The 16,789-nt window shown below is 48.0% G+C and carries 17 protein-coding genes, 2 tRNA genes and 1 pseudogene; 10 read left to right on the top strand and 10 right to left on the bottom strand.

What is annotated here, in order from left to right; all coding sequences use genetic code 11:
• Positions 1-48 precede the first annotated feature (48 nt).
• Positions 49-1,101, bottom strand: a complete 1,053-nt coding sequence (gene ribD, locus HU824_RS07490) for a bifunctional diaminohydroxyphosphoribosylaminopyrimidine deaminase/5-amino-6-(5-phosphoribosylamino)uracil reductase RibD (protein WP_176468521.1) — start codon at positions 1,099-1,101, stop codon at positions 49-51.
• 74 nt (positions 1,102-1,175) lie between these two features.
• Between ribD and prmC the strand changes: the two genes are divergently transcribed.
• From prmC to HU824_RS07455, 7 genes are all read left to right on the top strand, one after another.
• Positions 1,176-2,018 carry a peptide chain release factor N(5)-glutamine methyltransferase gene (gene prmC, locus HU824_RS07485; RefSeq protein WP_176468520.1) on the top strand — a complete coding sequence of 281 codons (843 nt, stop codon included), beginning with the start codon at positions 1,176-1,178 and terminating at the stop codon, positions 2,016-2,018.
• Complete coding sequence (locus tag HU824_RS07480; protein WP_176468519.1) at positions 2,009-2,485, top strand: regulatory protein RecX; 477 nt, start codon at positions 2,009-2,011, stop codon at positions 2,483-2,485. The genes prmC and HU824_RS07480 overlap by 10 nt, the downstream gene beginning before the upstream one ends.
• 82 nt (positions 2,486-2,567) lie before the next feature.
• Positions 2,568-3,206, top strand: coding sequence for an orotate phosphoribosyltransferase (pyrE, locus tag HU824_RS07475; protein WP_136008964.1), 639 nt, complete (start codon positions 2,568-2,570; stop codon positions 3,204-3,206).
• 94 nt (positions 3,207-3,300) lie between these two features.
• Positions 3,301-3,711, top strand: a complete 411-nt coding sequence (locus HU824_RS07470) for an SRPBCC family protein (RefSeq protein WP_136008965.1) — start codon at positions 3,301-3,303, stop codon at positions 3,709-3,711.
• A gap of 28 nt (positions 3,712-3,739) precedes the next feature.
• Complete coding sequence (gene argH, locus HU824_RS07465; RefSeq protein WP_176468518.1) at positions 3,740-5,080, top strand: argininosuccinate lyase; 1,341 nt, start codon at positions 3,740-3,742, stop codon at positions 5,078-5,080.
• A 102-nt stretch (positions 5,081-5,182) separates the two neighbouring features.
• Positions 5,183-5,255, top strand: a tRNA-Gly gene (locus HU824_RS07460).
• 22 nt (positions 5,256-5,277) lie between these two features.
• Positions 5,278-5,361 (top strand) — tRNA-Leu (locus tag HU824_RS07455).
• Positions 5,362-5,718: 357 nt separating this feature from the next.
• On the opposite strand, the gene HU824_RS07450 is transcribed toward HU824_RS07455, so the two are convergent.
• The 4 genes from HU824_RS07450 to proC form a co-directional block, all read right to left on the bottom strand.
• Positions 5,719-6,969, bottom strand: a complete 1,251-nt coding sequence (locus tag HU824_RS07450; protein ID WP_176468517.1) for an acyloxyacyl hydrolase — start codon at positions 6,967-6,969, stop codon at positions 5,719-5,721.
• 219 nt (positions 6,970-7,188) lie between these two features.
• Positions 7,189-8,844, bottom strand: a complete 1,656-nt coding sequence (locus HU824_RS07445; protein ID WP_176468516.1) for an AMP-binding protein — start codon at positions 8,842-8,844, stop codon at positions 7,189-7,191.
• A gap of 7 nt (positions 8,845-8,851) precedes the next feature.
• Complete coding sequence (locus tag HU824_RS07440; RefSeq protein ID WP_136008969.1) at positions 8,852-9,406, bottom strand: helix-turn-helix domain-containing protein; 555 nt, start codon at positions 9,404-9,406, stop codon at positions 8,852-8,854.
• 25 nt (positions 9,407-9,431) lie between these two features.
• On the bottom strand, positions 9,432-10,205 hold the full coding sequence (proC, locus tag HU824_RS07435) for a pyrroline-5-carboxylate reductase (RefSeq protein ID WP_136008970.1): 774 nt from the start codon (positions 10,203-10,205) through the stop codon (positions 9,432-9,434).
• A gap of 140 nt (positions 10,206-10,345) precedes the next feature.
• Between proC and HU824_RS07430 the strand changes: the two genes are divergently transcribed.
• Entirely contained in the window at positions 10,346-10,786 is a 441-nt protein-coding gene (locus HU824_RS07430; RefSeq protein WP_136008971.1) for a DUF6078 family protein, read from the top strand.
• 244 nt (positions 10,787-11,030) lie between these two features.
• Here HU824_RS07430 and HU824_RS07425 read toward each other — a convergent pair whose 3' ends face one another.
• From HU824_RS07425 to argR, 5 genes are read right to left on the bottom strand one after another with little or no spacing between them, the layout of a single operon-like run.
• On the bottom strand, positions 11,031-12,152 hold the full coding sequence (locus tag HU824_RS07425; RefSeq protein ID WP_136008972.1) for an aspartate aminotransferase family protein: 1,122 nt from the start codon (positions 12,150-12,152) through the stop codon (positions 11,031-11,033).
• Between the two features lie 5 nt (positions 12,153-12,157).
• Complete coding sequence (argC, locus tag HU824_RS07420) at positions 12,158-13,126, bottom strand: N-acetyl-gamma-glutamyl-phosphate reductase (protein ID WP_136008973.1); 969 nt, start codon at positions 13,124-13,126, stop codon at positions 12,158-12,160.
• Positions 13,123-14,334 carry an argininosuccinate synthase gene (locus HU824_RS07415; RefSeq protein WP_136008974.1) on the bottom strand — a complete coding sequence of 404 codons (1,212 nt, stop codon included), beginning with the start codon at positions 14,332-14,334 and terminating at the stop codon, positions 13,123-13,125. The genes argC and HU824_RS07415 overlap by 4 nt, the downstream gene beginning before the upstream one ends.
• A gap of 13 nt (positions 14,335-14,347) precedes the next feature.
• Positions 14,348-14,905: a GNAT family N-acetyltransferase gene (locus HU824_RS07410; RefSeq protein WP_005825115.1), complete on the bottom strand. Its 558-nt coding sequence runs from the start codon at positions 14,903-14,905 to the stop codon at positions 14,348-14,350.
• Between the two features lie 35 nt (positions 14,906-14,940).
• Entirely contained in the window at positions 14,941-15,414 is a 474-nt protein-coding gene (argR, locus tag HU824_RS07405) for an arginine repressor (protein WP_136008975.1), read from the bottom strand.
• Between the two features lie 396 nt (positions 15,415-15,810).
• On the opposite strand from argR, the pseudogene HU824_RS07400 reads away from it, so the two are divergent.
• Positions 15,811-16,026 (top strand): annotated as a pseudogene (locus HU824_RS07400) (helix-turn-helix domain-containing protein); the annotation flags it as partial.
• A 321-nt stretch (positions 16,027-16,347) separates the two neighbouring features.
• A complete protein-coding gene (locus HU824_RS07395; protein ID WP_004292281.1) occupies positions 16,348-16,545 on the top strand; it encodes a hypothetical protein in 198 nt (65 codons plus the stop codon).
• The last annotated feature ends 244 nt before the right edge of the window (positions 16,546-16,789 follow it).

Below are 16,789 nucleotides of genomic sequence, written 5' to 3'. Positions count from 1 at the left end.
CGTTCTTGGAATCTTTGGGATAATACTGAACAGGATTGAAGCACGCTTCTAGATTTTGTTTACGGCCGTATAATGGCGAAAATTTCTATTAAAGAAATGTTCTTTCATAAAAGGATGTCTGTCGCTGACTTTGGGTGCTTTGACTCCGGAGCGTAGGAGGCACGGGGCTTCTTCTACAAAGATTTCGTCCCACAGTCCGGCATCAATGAAGGATTGGAGCGTTTGGCTGCCACCCTCTACCAAAAGGGATTGTAATCCGCGTGTATACAGCGTTTCCATGATTTCGGGGAGTATGTTCTGCCGGTAGTCGCTGACCGGCAGATACTCTGTATTCGGTAGCGGAGCGTGCGGGGCTTCTGTAAAAACGAGGGTCGGCACGCTACCGTCAAATAGGTGAAGGTTGGGGGATAGCTTTTGTTGCCGGTCCAGCACGATACGTACCGGTGAATGACCATGCCAATGGCGGACATTCAGGCCGGGATTGTCCAGTTCAGCCGTACGGGTACCTACTAATATGGCACTGTGCTCTGTCCGTTTTTTGTGCACCATCATTGAGGTCAGCGGGCTGGAGAGAATGATTGGTTTGCCGTCCGTGCGGGAGTAATCGATGTATCCGTCTGAAGATTCCGCCCATTTCAAGGTGATGTAGGGGCGTCGCAAAGTATGGAAGGTGATGAACCTGCGGATGAACTGCCGACATTCTGCTTCCAGCACTCCGACAATAACTTCACGTCCGGAATCCTTCAGTTTCTGTATGCCCCGGCCCGCAACCTTGGAGAAAGGATCTCCGCACCCGATGACGATGCGTGGAATCTGCTTCTCGATGATGAGGTCTGCACATGGAGGAGTTTTGCCATAGTGCGAACACGGTTCCAGGCTGACGTAAATGGTGGACTGCCTCAGTAGGGATGTGTCTTTCACGGAACGGATGGCGTTGACCTCGGCGTGGGCTTCTCCGCAGCGCACATGGTATCCTTCACCTATGATTTTCCCGTCACATACTATTACTGCTCCTACCATCGGGTTGGGCGCTGCATTGCATTGCCCGTTTCGTGCCAGTTGGATGCACCGCAGCATGTATTTCTCTTCTTCTGAATTCATGTCCTTGCTTATCTTTTGGTTGAATAATCAAAATTAATGATTACTTTTGCAGCCCGAATAAAACCGGACTCCGAATGAATGTAACCGTTTCACATATCCGCAGCGCTTTGCAGGAGTGCTATCCTCCCCGGGAGGCGGCCAACCTTTCGCGTATTGTCTGCTGTGAAATGTTTGGTCAGAGTAATATTGACTATTACCTGGGCAAAGATATGATTTTATCTCCAAACAATGAAAGGGAATTGGAAAGCATTCTTTCCCGTCTGTGCAATTTTGAGCCCATACAGTATGTGCAGGGTGCTGCCCGTTTCCTGGGACGTACTTTTCAGGTGGCGTCGGGGGTACTTATTCCCCGTCCTGAAACGGAAGAACTGGTGGAGGCGATGTTGAAGGAAATCGCTCCGGCTTCCCGTATTCTCGACATTGGTACCGGAAGCGGGTGCATTGCCGTCACTTTGTCTAAGGAGTTGCCGGAGGCGGAAGTAACCGCTTGGGATATTTCCGGAGAAGCTCTTGCCATAGCCGACGGTAATAACCGTTTGCTGCAGGCTTCCGTACAATTTGTACAGCGTGATGTCCTGACGTATCAACCTGCTGAGGATGACTGTTTTGATGTAATCGTCAGTAATCCACCTTATGTTACGGAAACAGAAAAGCGGGACATGGAGCCTAATGTCTTGAACTGGGAACCTTCGGAGGCTTTGTTTGTTCCGGACAGCGACCCGCTCCGTTTCTATCGGTGTATAGGTGAACTGGGACGGAGAATGCTGACGGCCGGCGGCCAACTCTATTTTGAAATCAACTGGGCATTTGGAGAGGCTGTCGCTTCGATGCTTCGCAAGCAAGGCTATGCGAATGTCCGTATCCGAAAAGATATTTCCGGCAACGACCGGTACGTAATTGCAGAACGATGGAAATAACTGAAACAGAAGCTTTGAACAGAGTGGCGGCATATTGCTCCACTGCCGAGCATTGCCGGGCGGAGATTGCAGAAAAACTGCAACGCTGGGGCATTGCCTATGATGCCATAGACCGTATCATCAATCGTTTGGAGCAAGAAAAGTACATTGATGAAGAGCGCTTCTGTCGTGCTTTCATCAACGACAAATACCGTTTTGCCAAATGGGGCAAGATGAAGATAAGGCAGGCGCTCCAGTTGAAAAAGATATCTTCGTCTGTCTATTGGCCCTATTTGAACGAGATTGATGAAGAAGAATACCACTCTGTTCTGCAGAAGCTGCTGGCGGCAAAGCGTAAAAGCGTCCGTGCCGAAAATGAGTATGAACTGAATGGTAAATTGATGCGTTTTGCCTTGAGCAGGGGGTTCGAAATGAAGGATATATGTCGTTGCATAGAGGTTTCAGGGGAAAATGACTACTCCGAATGAAAATTATCGGCTTTCTCTTTTTAATTCTCATTCTGTTTCCGTATTTTTGCGCCATATTTATCATATATAGATTAGTTTTGCTATGAAAACTTTAGAAAGATTGTTTGCAGAGAAGTTGCTGAAGATAAAAGCGATTAAGCTACAACCGGCTAACCCGTTTACTTGGGCATCTGGATGGAAGTCTCCGTTTTATTGTGATAACCGCAAAACCCTTTCTTATCCTTCTCTCCGTAATTTCGTGAAGATTGAAATTACGCGTCTGATTTTGGAACGTTTTGGACAGGTGGATGCCATTGCCGGTGTGGCAACGGGAGCTATTCCGCAAGGTGCCTTGGTGGCCGATGCATTGAGCCTGCCATTTGTATATGTACGCTCCACTCCGAAAGACCATGGACTGGAGAATTTGATTGAAGGTGAACTTCGTCCCGGTATGAAGGTGGTAGTCGTGGAAGATTTGATTTCTACGGGTGGAAGTAGCTTAAAGGCTGTAGAAGCTATCCGTCGTGACGGATGTGAGGTCATCGGTATGGTGGCTGCCTATACTTATGGTTTCCCGGTTGCTGAAAAGGCATTTAAGGATGCCAAAGTACCTTTGGTGACACTGACCAATTACGAGGCTGTACTGGAAGTGGCATTGCGTACGGGCTATATCGAGGAAGGAGATGTGGAGACTCTGAATGAATGGCGTAAAGACCCTGCACATTGGGAATCTGGGAAATAAGAACTTATTTGTAAAAATATTGATATGGATAAAAGAGCCATTCGGATAGATTCTGTCCGGATAGTTCTTTTTTTCTTTTTGAATACGACTGATTATGACGAAATTTGAGAGTGGAGTGAAAGTTGTACCGGCTTCACAAGAAGCTGTTTATGAAAAGCTTTCCGACCTGAGCAATCTGGAGAAAGTGAAAGACCGTTTGCCTGAAAACAATGTGAAGAGTTTTAGTTTTGATGCAGAAAGCATAACGATAGAAGTGGCTCCTGTAGGAAAGATTACGTTACAAATTGTGGAAAAGGAACCTTGCAAGTGTATCAAGTTTGCAACAACCACTTCACCGTTGCCCTTCAATCTGTGGATACAGATTGTACCCGTTACCGAAACTGAATGCAAAATGAAGCTTACCATCGGCATGGATATAAACCCGTTTATGAAGACTATGGTACAAAAGCCTTTGCAGGAAGGACTGGAGAAAATGGCAGATATGTTGGCGATGATACAATATTAATTATTAACTATTAATCATTAGAAACAACGTGGCTCAGAAACTTTGGGAAAAATCCATTCAGGTAAATAAAGATATCGAACGCTTCACGGTAGGCCGTGACCGTGAAATGGACCTTTATTTGGCAAAGCACGATGTGTTGGGTTCCATGGCGCACATCACGATGCTTGAAAGCATTGGTTTGTTGACGAAAGAAGAACTGCGGCAATTGCTGGCCGAATTGAAGGAAATCTATGCAATGGCCGAGCGCGGAGAATTTGTGATAGAAGAGGGAGTGGAAGACGTTCACTCGCAAGTGGAACTTATGCTGACGCGTAACTTGGGTGATATAGGTAAGAAAATACACAGCGGACGTTCGCGTAACGACCAGGTGTTGCTCGATTTGAAGCTCTTTACCCGTACAGAGATAAAGGAGGTGGCGGAAGCTGTGGAACAATTGTTCCATGTGCTGGTTATGCAGAGCGAACGCTACAAGGATGTACTGATGCCGGGCTATACACACTTGCAGATAGCCATGCCGTCTTCTTTCGGACTTTGGTTTGGGGCATACGCCGAGAGCCTGGTGGACGATATGATGTTCCTTCAGGCTGCTTTCAAGATGTGCAACCGCAATCCTTTGGGGTCTGCTGCGGGATACGGTTCCTCATTCCCGCTGAACCGTACGATGACTACCCGTCTTTTGGGATTTGATTCCCTCAACTACAACGTAGTGTATGCCCAGATGGGGCGTGGCAAGATGGAGCGTAATGTAGCTTTTGCCCTTGCCAGTGTGGCCGGAACCATATCGAAATTGGCTTTTGACGCATGTATGTTCAACAGTCAGAACTTCGGTTTTGTGAAGCTGCCGGATGATTGCACTACCGGTTCCAGCATCATGCCTCACAAGAAGAACCCAGACGTCTTTGAGTTGACGCGTGCCAAGTGCAACAAATTGCAGTCCCTTCCCCAGCAGATTATGATGATAGCCAACAATCTTCCTTCCGGCTATTTCCGTGACTTGCAGATTATCAAAGAGGTCTTTCTGCCTGCTTTTCAGGAACTGAAAGACTGTCTGCAGATGACAACTTACATTATGAATGAAATCAATGTAAACGAGCATATTCTTGATGATGACAAGTATCTGCTTATTTTCAGTGTGGAGGAAGTCAACCGTTTGGCACGTGAAGGGGTGCCTTTTCGCGATGCCTACAAGAAGGTGGGACTGGATATTGAAGCCGGGAACTTTTCGCATAGCAAAGAAGTACACCATACCCATGAAGGCAGTATCGGAAACCTTTGCAACGATGATATCTCTGCCTTGATGCAGAAAGTGGTAGAGGGCTTCGATTTTGGTACCATGCAAGCTGCAGAGAAAGAGTTGCTGGGCAGGTAAAAGGTTCTACGGCTTCAAGTCCCGGTTCGAGTACTGTACTTTTATAAAAAAAAATTTGGCAGAAACGGGAAAACTGTTTATCTTTGCACCCGTTATCCAAATGCGGAAATAGCTCAGTTGGTAGAGCATAACCTTGCCAAGGTTAGGGTCGCGAGTTCGAGTCTCGTTTTCCGCTCTCTTTTTCCCTTTTTTAGGATGCTCGAATGGTGGAATGGTAGACACGAAGGACTTAAAATCCTTTGGCCATTGCGGCTGTGCGGGTTCAAGTCCCGCTTCGAGTACTCTAAGGGACGAATCGTGTTTTTCACGGTTCGTCCCTTTTCTTTTATCTCTGTTATTCGTTGGATATGAGTGCTTTAGAAGAAAGAATTTGTTGCGGTTCTGAAACATCCGTATCCAAGCTTTTCTATTTTATTGTACAATAAAGCTAAGAATTTGCAGTATATGAGAATGCTGGATGAACGGAAGACGGTACGCTGTGCAAATGGAGTGGATAAATATTTATAAACCGTAGCGGACAAAGTGTTTTCCTTAATGGAACAAGTTGTTCTTATTGTGGAGAACACTTTGTTTTTCCTTATTGGCATGTGCTTACCGATGAAAGAAAGAATTTATATGAATAGCTTCCTCTTTATTGTTCAGAACAGCTTGGGGCGTTTGTTGTTGAACCGATAGCCGATGCCCAACATCAGATAATTGGGCTCATGAAATTCCCGGAGGTTATATCCTATATGGAGATACGAATTGCGTGTTACGTCTATTTTCAGGGCAAGAATCTGATAGAAAGACTTCATGTCACCACCACCGTGCAGAATGTTGGCCCCCAGACCGATACCTACCGTGAAGTAGGGCATGACAAGTTCTCCGCGGGCAGATAAGCCCAATGCCATCTGCTTCTTGGCGGGCGGAGTATGGAAGCCGTTCTCTTCATCGTACGATTCCTTCATGTTCGCGCTGTGGTCGTATACGCCGTCCAGAGCCACACCGGCGCGGAATTTATAGCCGAAGTTGTACATGGGTGCAAAGCTGAAACCGACCACGTTGTAAGTGCCGGGTGCGGGTACCTGGCCACTACTGCCCTCATGGGCCACTGCTTTCTTTCGCCAGGAGCCGAACAAAGTCAGGTCGTAGCTGACGTGGCGGGGGAATGGAGGAACGATAGGGCGTTGCCATGATGGGGTGAGCTCATCCGCTCTGCGGTTAAAGTTATATACCAGCCCCACTTTGCAGTCCACCGTGTTCAGACCGGAGTTGGGATATTGGGTATTTCCGTTGGAAAAGTGGCTTCCGGTAGCTCCTATCATCAGGTCGAATTTGGGGGAGAGCGCCCACTTTAAGTAAAGGTTCACATTGAGATAAGCATTCACTTTCGAGCCGATAATCTGGTTCTCCGGGTTGTCTTGGCCGTCGTAGGGTTTCCAGCCGAAAGATGCGCCGAAGTTCCATTCGTAGTTCAAGGATATGCGGGGGCTGAATCGGGCGATGCGTCCCCCTTGAAACAGGTAGACGGCCAGCGGGTTGCCCAGCTCTTCCGGAGTGCCGAAGTTGAAATAGCCGACCCCGATTCCTTGATAGGCTCCTATATAGGCTTGGTCGGCAGCGGTGTGCGGACGGAGTTGGAAGGAGTATTTCAGATGACCGGCATAGGCATTTTTCATGGCCTTGTATTGGTGGTTGGAGTACTCCAGAAAAGGGTTGGTCTGAAAAATATATCCGGCACGCCCTTCTACGCCTAATCTATGGATGAAGCGCTGTGAGAAAGGGAGTGTATCCCGTTTGTATTCCGAATGACTATCGGATGTCCACTGCTGGGCGTATATTGTATCAGACAAGGAAAGTGCCGCTCCTAAGAAAGCTAGTATTTTCCATATCTGCATTCTATTTTTCATATGCCGTGTCGGTCTTTCTTGTTTATAAATGTTCCAAGTGAAGTTTAATTTCGTGCAAATATAGTTTTTTCCTCCTTTTGGTGTTCACAATGAGGCAACTGTCTGTAAAAGAGGGGGGTAAAACAGAAATCATCAATAGAATGGCAGACTTCAATCTTATCCCCTCCTTATTCATTCGTCCGGATGCTGCCTTATGGTTCAGATGCCGGGTGACGAGTATTATTTCCGGTTGTTCTCCCGGATTTCCACACGGCGGATTTTCCCGCTGATGGTTTTGGGGAGTTCATCGACGAACTCGATGACACGCGGATATTTGTAGGGAGCCGTCACTTTCTTCACGTAGTTCTGCAACTCCTTGGCAAGCTCTTCTCCGGCGCGTGCCTTGTACTCTTTTGCCAACACAATCGTAGCTTTTACCACTTGGCCGCGGATTTCATCGGGCACACCGGTAATGGCACATTCCACTACGGCTGGGTGGGTCATTAATGCACTTTCCACTTCGAACGGGCCGATGCGGTAGCCGCTACTTTTGATGACGTCGTCGGCGCGGCCCACGAACCAGAGGTAGCCGTCTTCGTCTTTCCAGGCTACGTCTCCCGTGTAGTAAATGCCGTTGTTCCATGCCTCGTGGGTGCGGTTGGCATCGCGGTAGTATTCCTTAAACAATCCCAGCGGTTTGCCTTTGCCGGTACGGATTACAATCTGTCCCTGCTCACCGGCTTCCACAGAACGGCCGTCGTTGTCTATCAGGTCTACGTCGTATTGCGGATTTGGCAATCCCATGCTGCCGGGTTTCGGTTTCATCCACGGCATGGTGGCAACGGTAAGGGTCGTTTCGGTCTGTCCGAAGCCCTCCATCAGCTTGATGCCCGTCAACTTCTTGAAGGTATCAAATACGGCGGGGTTCAATGCTTCTCCGGCGATGGTGCAGTATTCCAGGCTGGATAAGTCGTACTTAGTAAGGTCTTCGTGAATGAGGAATCGGAAGATGGTGGGCGGCGCACAAAGCGACGTGACGTGATAATCTTGTATCTTCTCCAGTATGGCTGCGGGAGTGAATTTCTCGTGGTCGTATACAAATACGTTGGCGCCGGCAATCCATTGCCCGTATAGCTTTCCCCACACAGCTTTTCCCCAACCGGTGTCGGCAATGGTGAGGTGTAGGCTGCTCTCTTTCAGGTTGTGCCAGAAGCTGCCGGTGACGATATGTCCCAACGGATAGGTGAAGTCGTGCGCTACCATCTTGGGTTCTCCGGTAGTACCGCTGGTGAAGTACATCAGGGAGATGTCGTCGTTCGTGTTCGGATGTTCCGGTTTCACGAAAGGAGCGGCGGCCTCGATACCTTTGTGGAAGTCTTCGAATCCTTCGGCAACTTCCGGTCCGACGCTTACCAGATGTTTCACGGTAGGAGAGTCCGGCATGGCTGCCGTGATATGGCCGGTGATGACGCTTTCGCCGGCGCAGACTATCATTTTGATGTCTGCGGCGTTGCAACGGTATACGATGTCTTTCTTCGTCAGCAGGTGGGTGGCGGGAATCACCACTGCACCGAGTTTGTGCAGTGCCACAATGCTGAACCAGAATTCGTAACGGCGTTTCAGTATCAGCATCACCATGTCTCCACGGCCGATGCCGAGACTTTGGAAATAGGAAGCCGTCATGTCTGTGTACCGTTTCATGTCGGCAAAGGTGAACTGCCGGCATTCGCCTTGGTCATTGGTCCACAACAGTGCGGGTTTGTCGGGCTGCTCGGCTGCCCAGGCATCCACCACGTCGTAGCCGAAGTTGAAATTCTCCGGTACGTTTATCTTCAGGTTCTTGATGAAGTCCTCCTGTGAGGTGAAGGATGTTTGAGATAAAAATCTTTCTACCATAACTTTATTACATGATTACTGCCAGGAATTTCACTGTCTTTCCGTCAAGCGCCTTCATGCCGTGTGGCAGTTTGGAGTTGAAGTATAGACTGTCTCCTTCGTTTAAGATTAAGTCTTTGCCGTCGATGCTGACCATCATACGGCCTTCCAGTACGAGGTTGAATTCCTGACCGGCATGGCTGTTGTAATGTATCGGCTCGCTATCCGGTTTAGGTTCTACGGTCACGATGAACGGGTCTGCCGTGCGGCTGATGAAACCGGCTGCCAGCGATTGGTATTTATATGCCTTGGTACGTTCTATACTGGTTCCTTTTTCGGCACGTGTCAGGAAGTAGGAATTCATTTTGGGCTCTTGCCCGAACATCAGTGCGTCCAGTGATATGCCGTAGTGCCGTGCTATCTTCTGCAGCATGCTGACGGAGATGTCGAATTCTCCGGTTTCGGCAAGGCGGTACTCTTCTGCGGAGATGTCGCAGTCGCGGGCGATATCGTCGGCAGTCAGTTCCAATACGTCGCGCAGTCCGCGCAGGCGTTCGGCTATTTGTCTGATCTGTTCGTCCATAATTATATTTGTTTTAAATGGGTTTTCATTTGCTTGCTTTTATCGCTTTTATCACGGTAGAGGTGAAACCTTCGTGCTCCAGTTCGTTGATTCCCTTGATGGTGATTCCTCCGGGGGTGCAGACCTTGTCTATCTCGATGCTGGGGTGCGTGTCATTGTTCAGAATCAGCTCGGCTGCTCCCTTCAGGGACTGTGCTACCATGCGCATGCCGTCTTTGGGGTAGATGCCCAACTCGATGCCGGCCTGCATGGCTGCCTGGATGTACTTTAGCGCGTAGGCGATGCCGCAGGAGGTCATGGCTGTGGCGGCTGCCATTTTTTCTTCGGGCAGCCATAAGGCCATTCCCATTTCGCAGAAGATGTCCAGCATCAGTTTGCGCTGTTCGTCGGTGGTGTTGTTTCCGGTGATGAGGGTCATGCTCTGCATTTCGCTGATGGCGGTGTTGGGGATGAGGCGGAATACGGGCTGGCCGAGGTTCCCGGTGTAGCCCGCCAATTGCCCGCAGGAGATGCCTGCCGCTACGGACACCACCAGGGTGTCCGCCTCTATGCCCAGCTCCTTGACGACCGGTTCTATCAGCCAGGGCTTCACGGCCAGAATCACCATGTCGGCGCCTTTGGCGGCCGCGCGATTGTCGCGGGTCACTTGCAGGGCTGGAAATGCGGCTTTCAGCCTGTCCAGTTTGCCTTGTGAGGGGTTCGATACGGTGATGCTTGTGGCGGGCACGATACTTCCCTTTGCCATGCCGCGTGCGATGGCACTGCCCATGTTTCCGGCTCCGATGATGGCTGCTTTCATGTCGATGGTTTTATTCTGAATACTTTTCGAAGGGCAAAGATATGTATTTTATCACTGAATGTGACAAGTTTATGGCAAAAAGTAAAGCCGAATGGAAGATTATGGCTATATTTGTCTTCCTAATAATAAAAGAAACGTTTATGGATAACGGGTTTGATTACGGCCTTGTGCCCCCGAAATATGCCCATTGCTTTAATGAGGCCTGTCCGTACGGCAAGCATTGCCTGCGCAGGCTGGCGGCGGTTCATGCACCCGCCGGGGTGGAGTTTGTCACCTGTCTCAATCCTGCGGCCTATCCCATGGGCGACACCCGTTGCAGGCATTTTCGTCCGGCGGACAAGATACGTCTGGCGTGGGGCGTGTCCCGCTTGTGCAACGAAGTGCCCTATGGCATTGCGCGGGGCCTGATGACCCGTGTCCGCCACTCCTTTTCCAAGCCTACTTACTACCGCATCCTGCATCAAGAGCGCCCTCTTTCCGTGGAAGAGCAGGAGAAGATAGCGGCGCTCTTCCTTCGTGAAGGCGTGGAGACGGCTCCCCTTTACGACCGCTATACGGAAAATTACGATTGGAAAGCCTGATTCTGTTACTTCGTTATGTATGAACGGGTTATCGGTTCCACCATTTTTGTCCGGGGTGGAACCCATTTCCCACTACGACTGAAAGCGTTTCCCTTTCTATGGGAAACGCTTTCAGTCGTAGTGGGAAATGGGCTGGGTATGGGAGGCTAAAGACCCGGAGCGATGAGAGAAGGGCATTCCGGGAGTCAGAAGGAGTTAAAGACCGACAACTATTTCTGACTTCCGGAATGAAAGAGCCGGAATTTTAAAGTACTTTTTTGAAACGTTCCAGGAATTCCCTTGCTTCGTCCATGCCGAGGCAAAGAGGAGGTAGCAGGCGGAGTACGTTCGTGCCGCTTACGCCGGTGAATACATGCTGCTCTTTCAGCAATTTTGTACGCAGTTCTTTGATGGGGGCTTCAAATTCCAGTCCTATCATCAGTCCTCGTCCGCGAACGTCCTTGATTTGCGGGAACTTTCTCAGTTCTGTCATCAGGAAGTCACCGACTTGTGCTGCATTTTCTATCAGATTTTCTTGTTCTATGACGTCCAGCACAGCAAGAGCGGCACTGCAAGCCAGGTGGTTTCCACCGAAAGTGGTTCCAAGTTGCCCGTAGACTGGTGTAAACATTGGACTGATGAGTACACCTGCCATCGGGAAACCGTTGCCGATGCCTTTGGCCACGGTGATGATGTCGGCTTTGATGCCGTTGTATTGATGGGCGAAGAACTTGCCGCTGCGTCCGTATCCGCTTTGGATTTCATCAAGAATCAAGACCGTGTTGTGTTCCGTACAGGTCTGGCGGAGAGCCTGCATGAATTCGTCTGTCGGCAACTGGATGCCTCCTACGCCTTGTATGCCTTCGATGATTACCGCACAGACATCTCCTTTGGACAATTCGGCCTTCATGGCTTCGGTGTCGTTCAGCGGGAGATAGGTGACGTGTCCGCAGTTATTGATGGGAGCGATGATTTTAGGATTGTTCGTCGCTTCCACTGCCAGTGAGGTACGTCCGTGGAATGCTTTCGAGAAGGATATCACACGGGTGCGGCCATTGTGGAAGGAGGCGAGCTTCAAGGCGTTTTCATTGGCCTCGGCACCGCTGTTGATGAGGAACAGCGAGTAGTCGTCATAGCCGCAGGCCTTTCCCAGGCGCTCTGCCACTTGCTGTTGCAGCTTGTTAATTACTGAGTTTGAGTAGAATCCTAACGTAGCAACTTGGTTGCTCACCATCTCTACATAATGTGGATGTGCATGTCCGATTGAGATGACTGCATGGCCACCGTAGAGGTCGAGGTATTCGGTACCATTCTCGTCCCATACATGGCAGCCTTTTCCTTTGACGATGTTGATGTCAAAGAGGGGATATACGTCGAATAAATTCATTTTTTTTAGAATGCAGAAGGTTTCAACCGTAATCCTACGGTCTCTTCCAGGTTAAACATTAAATTCATGTTATGGACAGCTTGTCCGCTGGCACCTTTCAGAAGGTTGTCGATGCAGGAAATGATAAGTAGTTTGTCGCCATGCTTCTCCAGATGGATGAGGCACTTGTTGGTGTTTACCACTTGCTTCAGGTCAATATTCTTCTCCACGATGTGTGTAAAGGAATCTTTGGCGTAGTATTCTTCATACATGCGGACGATTTCTTCCAGGGCCACTTTGGTCTTCACCACTATTGTGGTGAAGATACCGCGCGGGAAGTCGCCACGGTAGGGGATGAAGTCAATATCCGCATCGAAACTGTTCTGCAGCTGTTTGAGCGATTGCTTGATTTCGGGCACATGCTGGTGCTCGAAAGCTTTGTAGACGCTCATGTTGTTGTTGCGCCAACTGAAGTGGCTTGTGGCACCCGGTTTCACGCCTGCACCGGTACTTCCGGTAATGGCATTCACCATGATAACATCGCTCAGCATCAGATGTTTGGCAAGCGGCAGCAAACCCAGCTGTATGCAGGTGGCAAAGCAGCCCGGATTGGCTACGTGCTTCGCTTTGCAGGTGGCACGGCGGTTCAGCTCCGGTAGGCCGTAGATGAAATCATGTTCGGGAGAGGCTATGCGGTAGTCCATGGAGAGGTCGATGATTCTCAGTTCCTCGGGCACGTTGTGGCTTTCGAGGAATTTCTTCGTGTCGCCGTGTGCGGTGCAGAAGAAGAGTACATCAATCTCATCCAACGGCAGTTCGTCGGTGAATACTAAGTCTGTTTCGCCGTACAAGCCTTCGTGTACGTCGGTAATTTTGTTGCCGGCGTTGCTTGAGCTGTTTATGAAAACGATTTCCGCTTCCGGATGGTTGAGCAGCAAACGTATCAGTTCGCCTGCCGTATATCCGGCTCCGCCGATGATTCCTACTTTAATCATATGCCCTCCTTCTCGTCTTTATGATTTGAATAATAAGCGCGCAGTGCCGTAGAGGTTACTTTGATGAAACCTTTGGCATCTTCTGCCGTCCATCCTTTCTGCATCTCGCCATATTCGCCGAACTTGTTTTTCACAAGGTCGTCTTTGCTTTCTACACCTACGGTAGAGAAGCAGAGCGGGTGAAGTTCGAGGATAGCCGTACCGTTCACGTTACGTTGCGAGGATTCCAGCATGGCTTCGATGTCACGCATTACCGGTTCCAGATATTGGCTTTCGTGCAGGAACATGCCGTACCAGTTGGCTACCTGGTCCTTCCAGTATTGCTGCCATTTGCTCAAGGTATATTTCTCCAGAAACCTGTGTGCACCGATAATCAGCATAGGTGCGGCAGCTTCGAAACCTACGCGACCTTTGATACCGATAATCGTATCGCCTACGTGCATGTCGCGACCAATGCCGTATGCCGCACCAATCTCTTCCACCTTCTGGATGGCTTTTATGGGGTCGTCGAACGTTTCGTCGTTCACAGCTTTCAGTTCCCCCTTTTCAAAAGTGAGGCGCAACTGCTCGCTGCCCTCTTTGGTGCAGTGTTTCAGATAGGCGCTTTCGGGCAACCCTTGCGCGGAATCCAGAATCTCGCCACCACAAATGGAAGTGCCCCACAAACCTACGTTATAGGAATATTTTAGTTTGGTGAAGTCGGCGGCAAAGCCGTGTTTGTTCAGATAATCAATCTCTTCCTGACGGCTCAGTGCCATGTCGCGTGTCAGCGTGATGATTTCCACGCCCGGAGCCATGACGAGGAAAGTCATGTCGAAACGAATCTGGTCGTTACCCGCACCTGTAGAACCGTGGGCGATGGCATCCGCGCCGATTTCGTTGGCATAGCGTGCAATGGCCAATGCTTGGAAGATACGTTCGGAACTTACAGAGATAGGATAGGTGCCGTTACGCAAAACATTGCCGAATACCATGTATTTCAAGCTTTTCTCGTAGTACTCCTGCGTCACGTCGAGGGTGACGTATTCTTTGGCGCCCAGTTTGTAGGCATTCTCTTCATTTGTCTTCAACTGTTCAGCACTGAAGCCACCCGTATTGGCGCAAGCTGCATATACTTCGTACCCTTTTTCTTTGGCAAGGTACATCACCGTAAATGAGGTATCCAAACCGCCGCTGAATGCGACTACCACTTTTTTCTTCTTTTCCATATCCTTAGTATTTTCATATTTTATCCTCTTCGTGCAGCTTCGGGTCGTAAAGCATTGCTGTGCAGATGCAGAATTTACGGTTCTTAGCTACCAATATATCATGGTTGATACAACCTTCGCAACCTTTCCAGAATGATTCGTCATCGGTCAATTCGTTGAAGGTGACAGGCACGTACCCCAACTCGGTATTCATTTTCATAACGGCAGCTCCACTGGTGAGACTGAAAACTTTGGCATTGGGCCAGCGTAGGCGTGCCAGGCGGAAAGAGGCAGTCTTGATACGTTTTGCCAGTCCCAGTCCCCGGTATTTGGGGTGTACTATCAAACCGGAGGTTGCTACATATTGCTTGTTGCCCCAGCTCTCTATGTAGGTGAAACCGGCAAAATCGTCTCCACACAAGGCTATGATGGCCTTTCCTTCTTTCATTTTAGTAGCTACGTATTCGTGCGTGCGTTCTGCGATGCCTGTTCCGCGTACCTTGGCAGCTTCCCGGATGGTATCCAAAATCTTGTCCACGTAAACTTCATGTGAGGCGTCAGCCACCATCACATCAATTTGTTTCGAATCCATTTCTTATTTAATTTCTTGTTTTTTGTTGTTATCTGTCATTTAATGTTCGGGATGATTTGCGCTAGGAAGCTGCGTACCTCGTCATGTGACGCTGCTTCGTGCACCACCAGCATGATGGTGTCATCTCCGGCAATGGTACCCAGAATGGCGGGACACTCCCGGTTGTCGATGTCGTAGGCCATGCTGCTGGCATACCCGGGCCGGGTACGGATGACGGCAATATTGCCTGAAAATTGAAGTGAAACGAATCCGCTTGTCATCAACATTTCACTTGCACTTTGATCGTTCGAACGTTTATACATGATGTTGTTGGGCAGCACATATACGTATTTGCCGTTCATGTTTGCTGCTTTCGCTACTTTCAGCTGTTTCAAGTCGCGTGACAAGGTGGCTTGTGTCAGTTCAAAGCCTTCCTTGCTCAAGGCTTGCAACAGTTCTTCCTGCGAACTGACGTCTTTGCTTGAGATAATCATCTTGATGGCGTCTAACCGATTGGCTTTTTTCTTCATTTTCTGTATAATTATTCTAAGAGTAGCGCAAAATTAGGGATTATTTCGGAAAGAATATGCAAAAATGAGAGTTTTTTTATTCTTTTTATACATTGGGTATATTGTATATACTGTTCTTGTTCTCTTTGTTGCAGCCTTGTTTGTCTGTTCTTTCACGTTATTGGAGATTGTTTCCGTATGTCTTTGGTAAATGTTGATATAATATAGAATAGATATGCAATTGTCAAATCTGACACCCTTTCAATCAAAAACTGTACAAGAAGTAGGGGGATAATCCCCTATTTTTGTATCGTTGAATAGCAACTAAAACAAATTGTCATGAAACAATGCTTTTTTGGGGTCGACTTGGGGGCTACCAGTGGGCGCACAATTTTGGGAACTTTTACTTCGAATGGTTTGGAAATGCGTAAAGCTAAGCAATTGCTGGTGGGTACTTCTTTATCGGTGAAAGAAATCTCTTTTATGCTCGACTATAAGTCTACCGAGCATTTCTTTTCCTCGTTTAAGAAACGTACGGGGTTCACTCCATTGGAGTATCGCTCTTATGGTCAGGAAACCGGAGGAGAGGAGGAATGGAATAAAACAAAAAAAGACTTAACTCCTAAAAGTTAAGCCTTTTCTGTCGGCTACACTATCGAATTATCGAACACTTTTATAAAGGATTTCGAGAAGATTATCCAATATTTGTGCAAGTACAGTAATGAATATAAAAGATGAAATTTTATTCAATATTGTTTCTTATTTAGTTAACTGATAAGGGGTAACGCCGTAACTTGGCTCTCTGAATATCCGTTTTTAGTAGGTATGATTGATAAAAACAAACGAGTCTGTATCTAAATTTTCTGGTCCAGATATTTTTTTCTATGAAATCAACCTACTATTCTTTACATTCTTACTTCATTTTACTATTTATCTAATATAAAATCAATTAGTATGGATAATATAGGAAAAAGAATGTATCGCAATCTTGGAGATGATACCAAAGCAAAAATCAGTCAATCATTAAGAGGCAGAAGCAAATCAGCTTCGCATATCCAAGCAATATCACAGGGCATGAGTAATTACTGGAAGACTATACCAGTCAAACCAGATGATAATCCAAGTGATAAAACAGAAAAAGAGGGGCAATAACCCCTCTCTTTTCATAATCCTTTGATTACTTCATTATCAAAGGGGGAAATTGTAGCCTACAGAGTACACTTCCCACAAGAATAAAAGAATAACTTTAATTTTTTAATGAAATCGCAACATTAGTGTCCCATAAAAAATAGGGACTAGTTAAACATTAAATAAATTTGGCCCATTTGGTCCGAAACGGTCTTTGTCATATTGAAATTTAGTTTTGTCGAAGAGGTCTTTCAAGTGCGTTTTGTCA

Source organism: Bacteroides sp. L10-4, assembly GCF_013373675.1.
Classification (GTDB): domain Bacteria; phylum Bacteroidota; class Bacteroidia; order Bacteroidales; family Bacteroidaceae; genus Bacteroides; species Bacteroides muris.
This window is presented reverse-complemented; position numbering and strand designations above follow the sequence as displayed.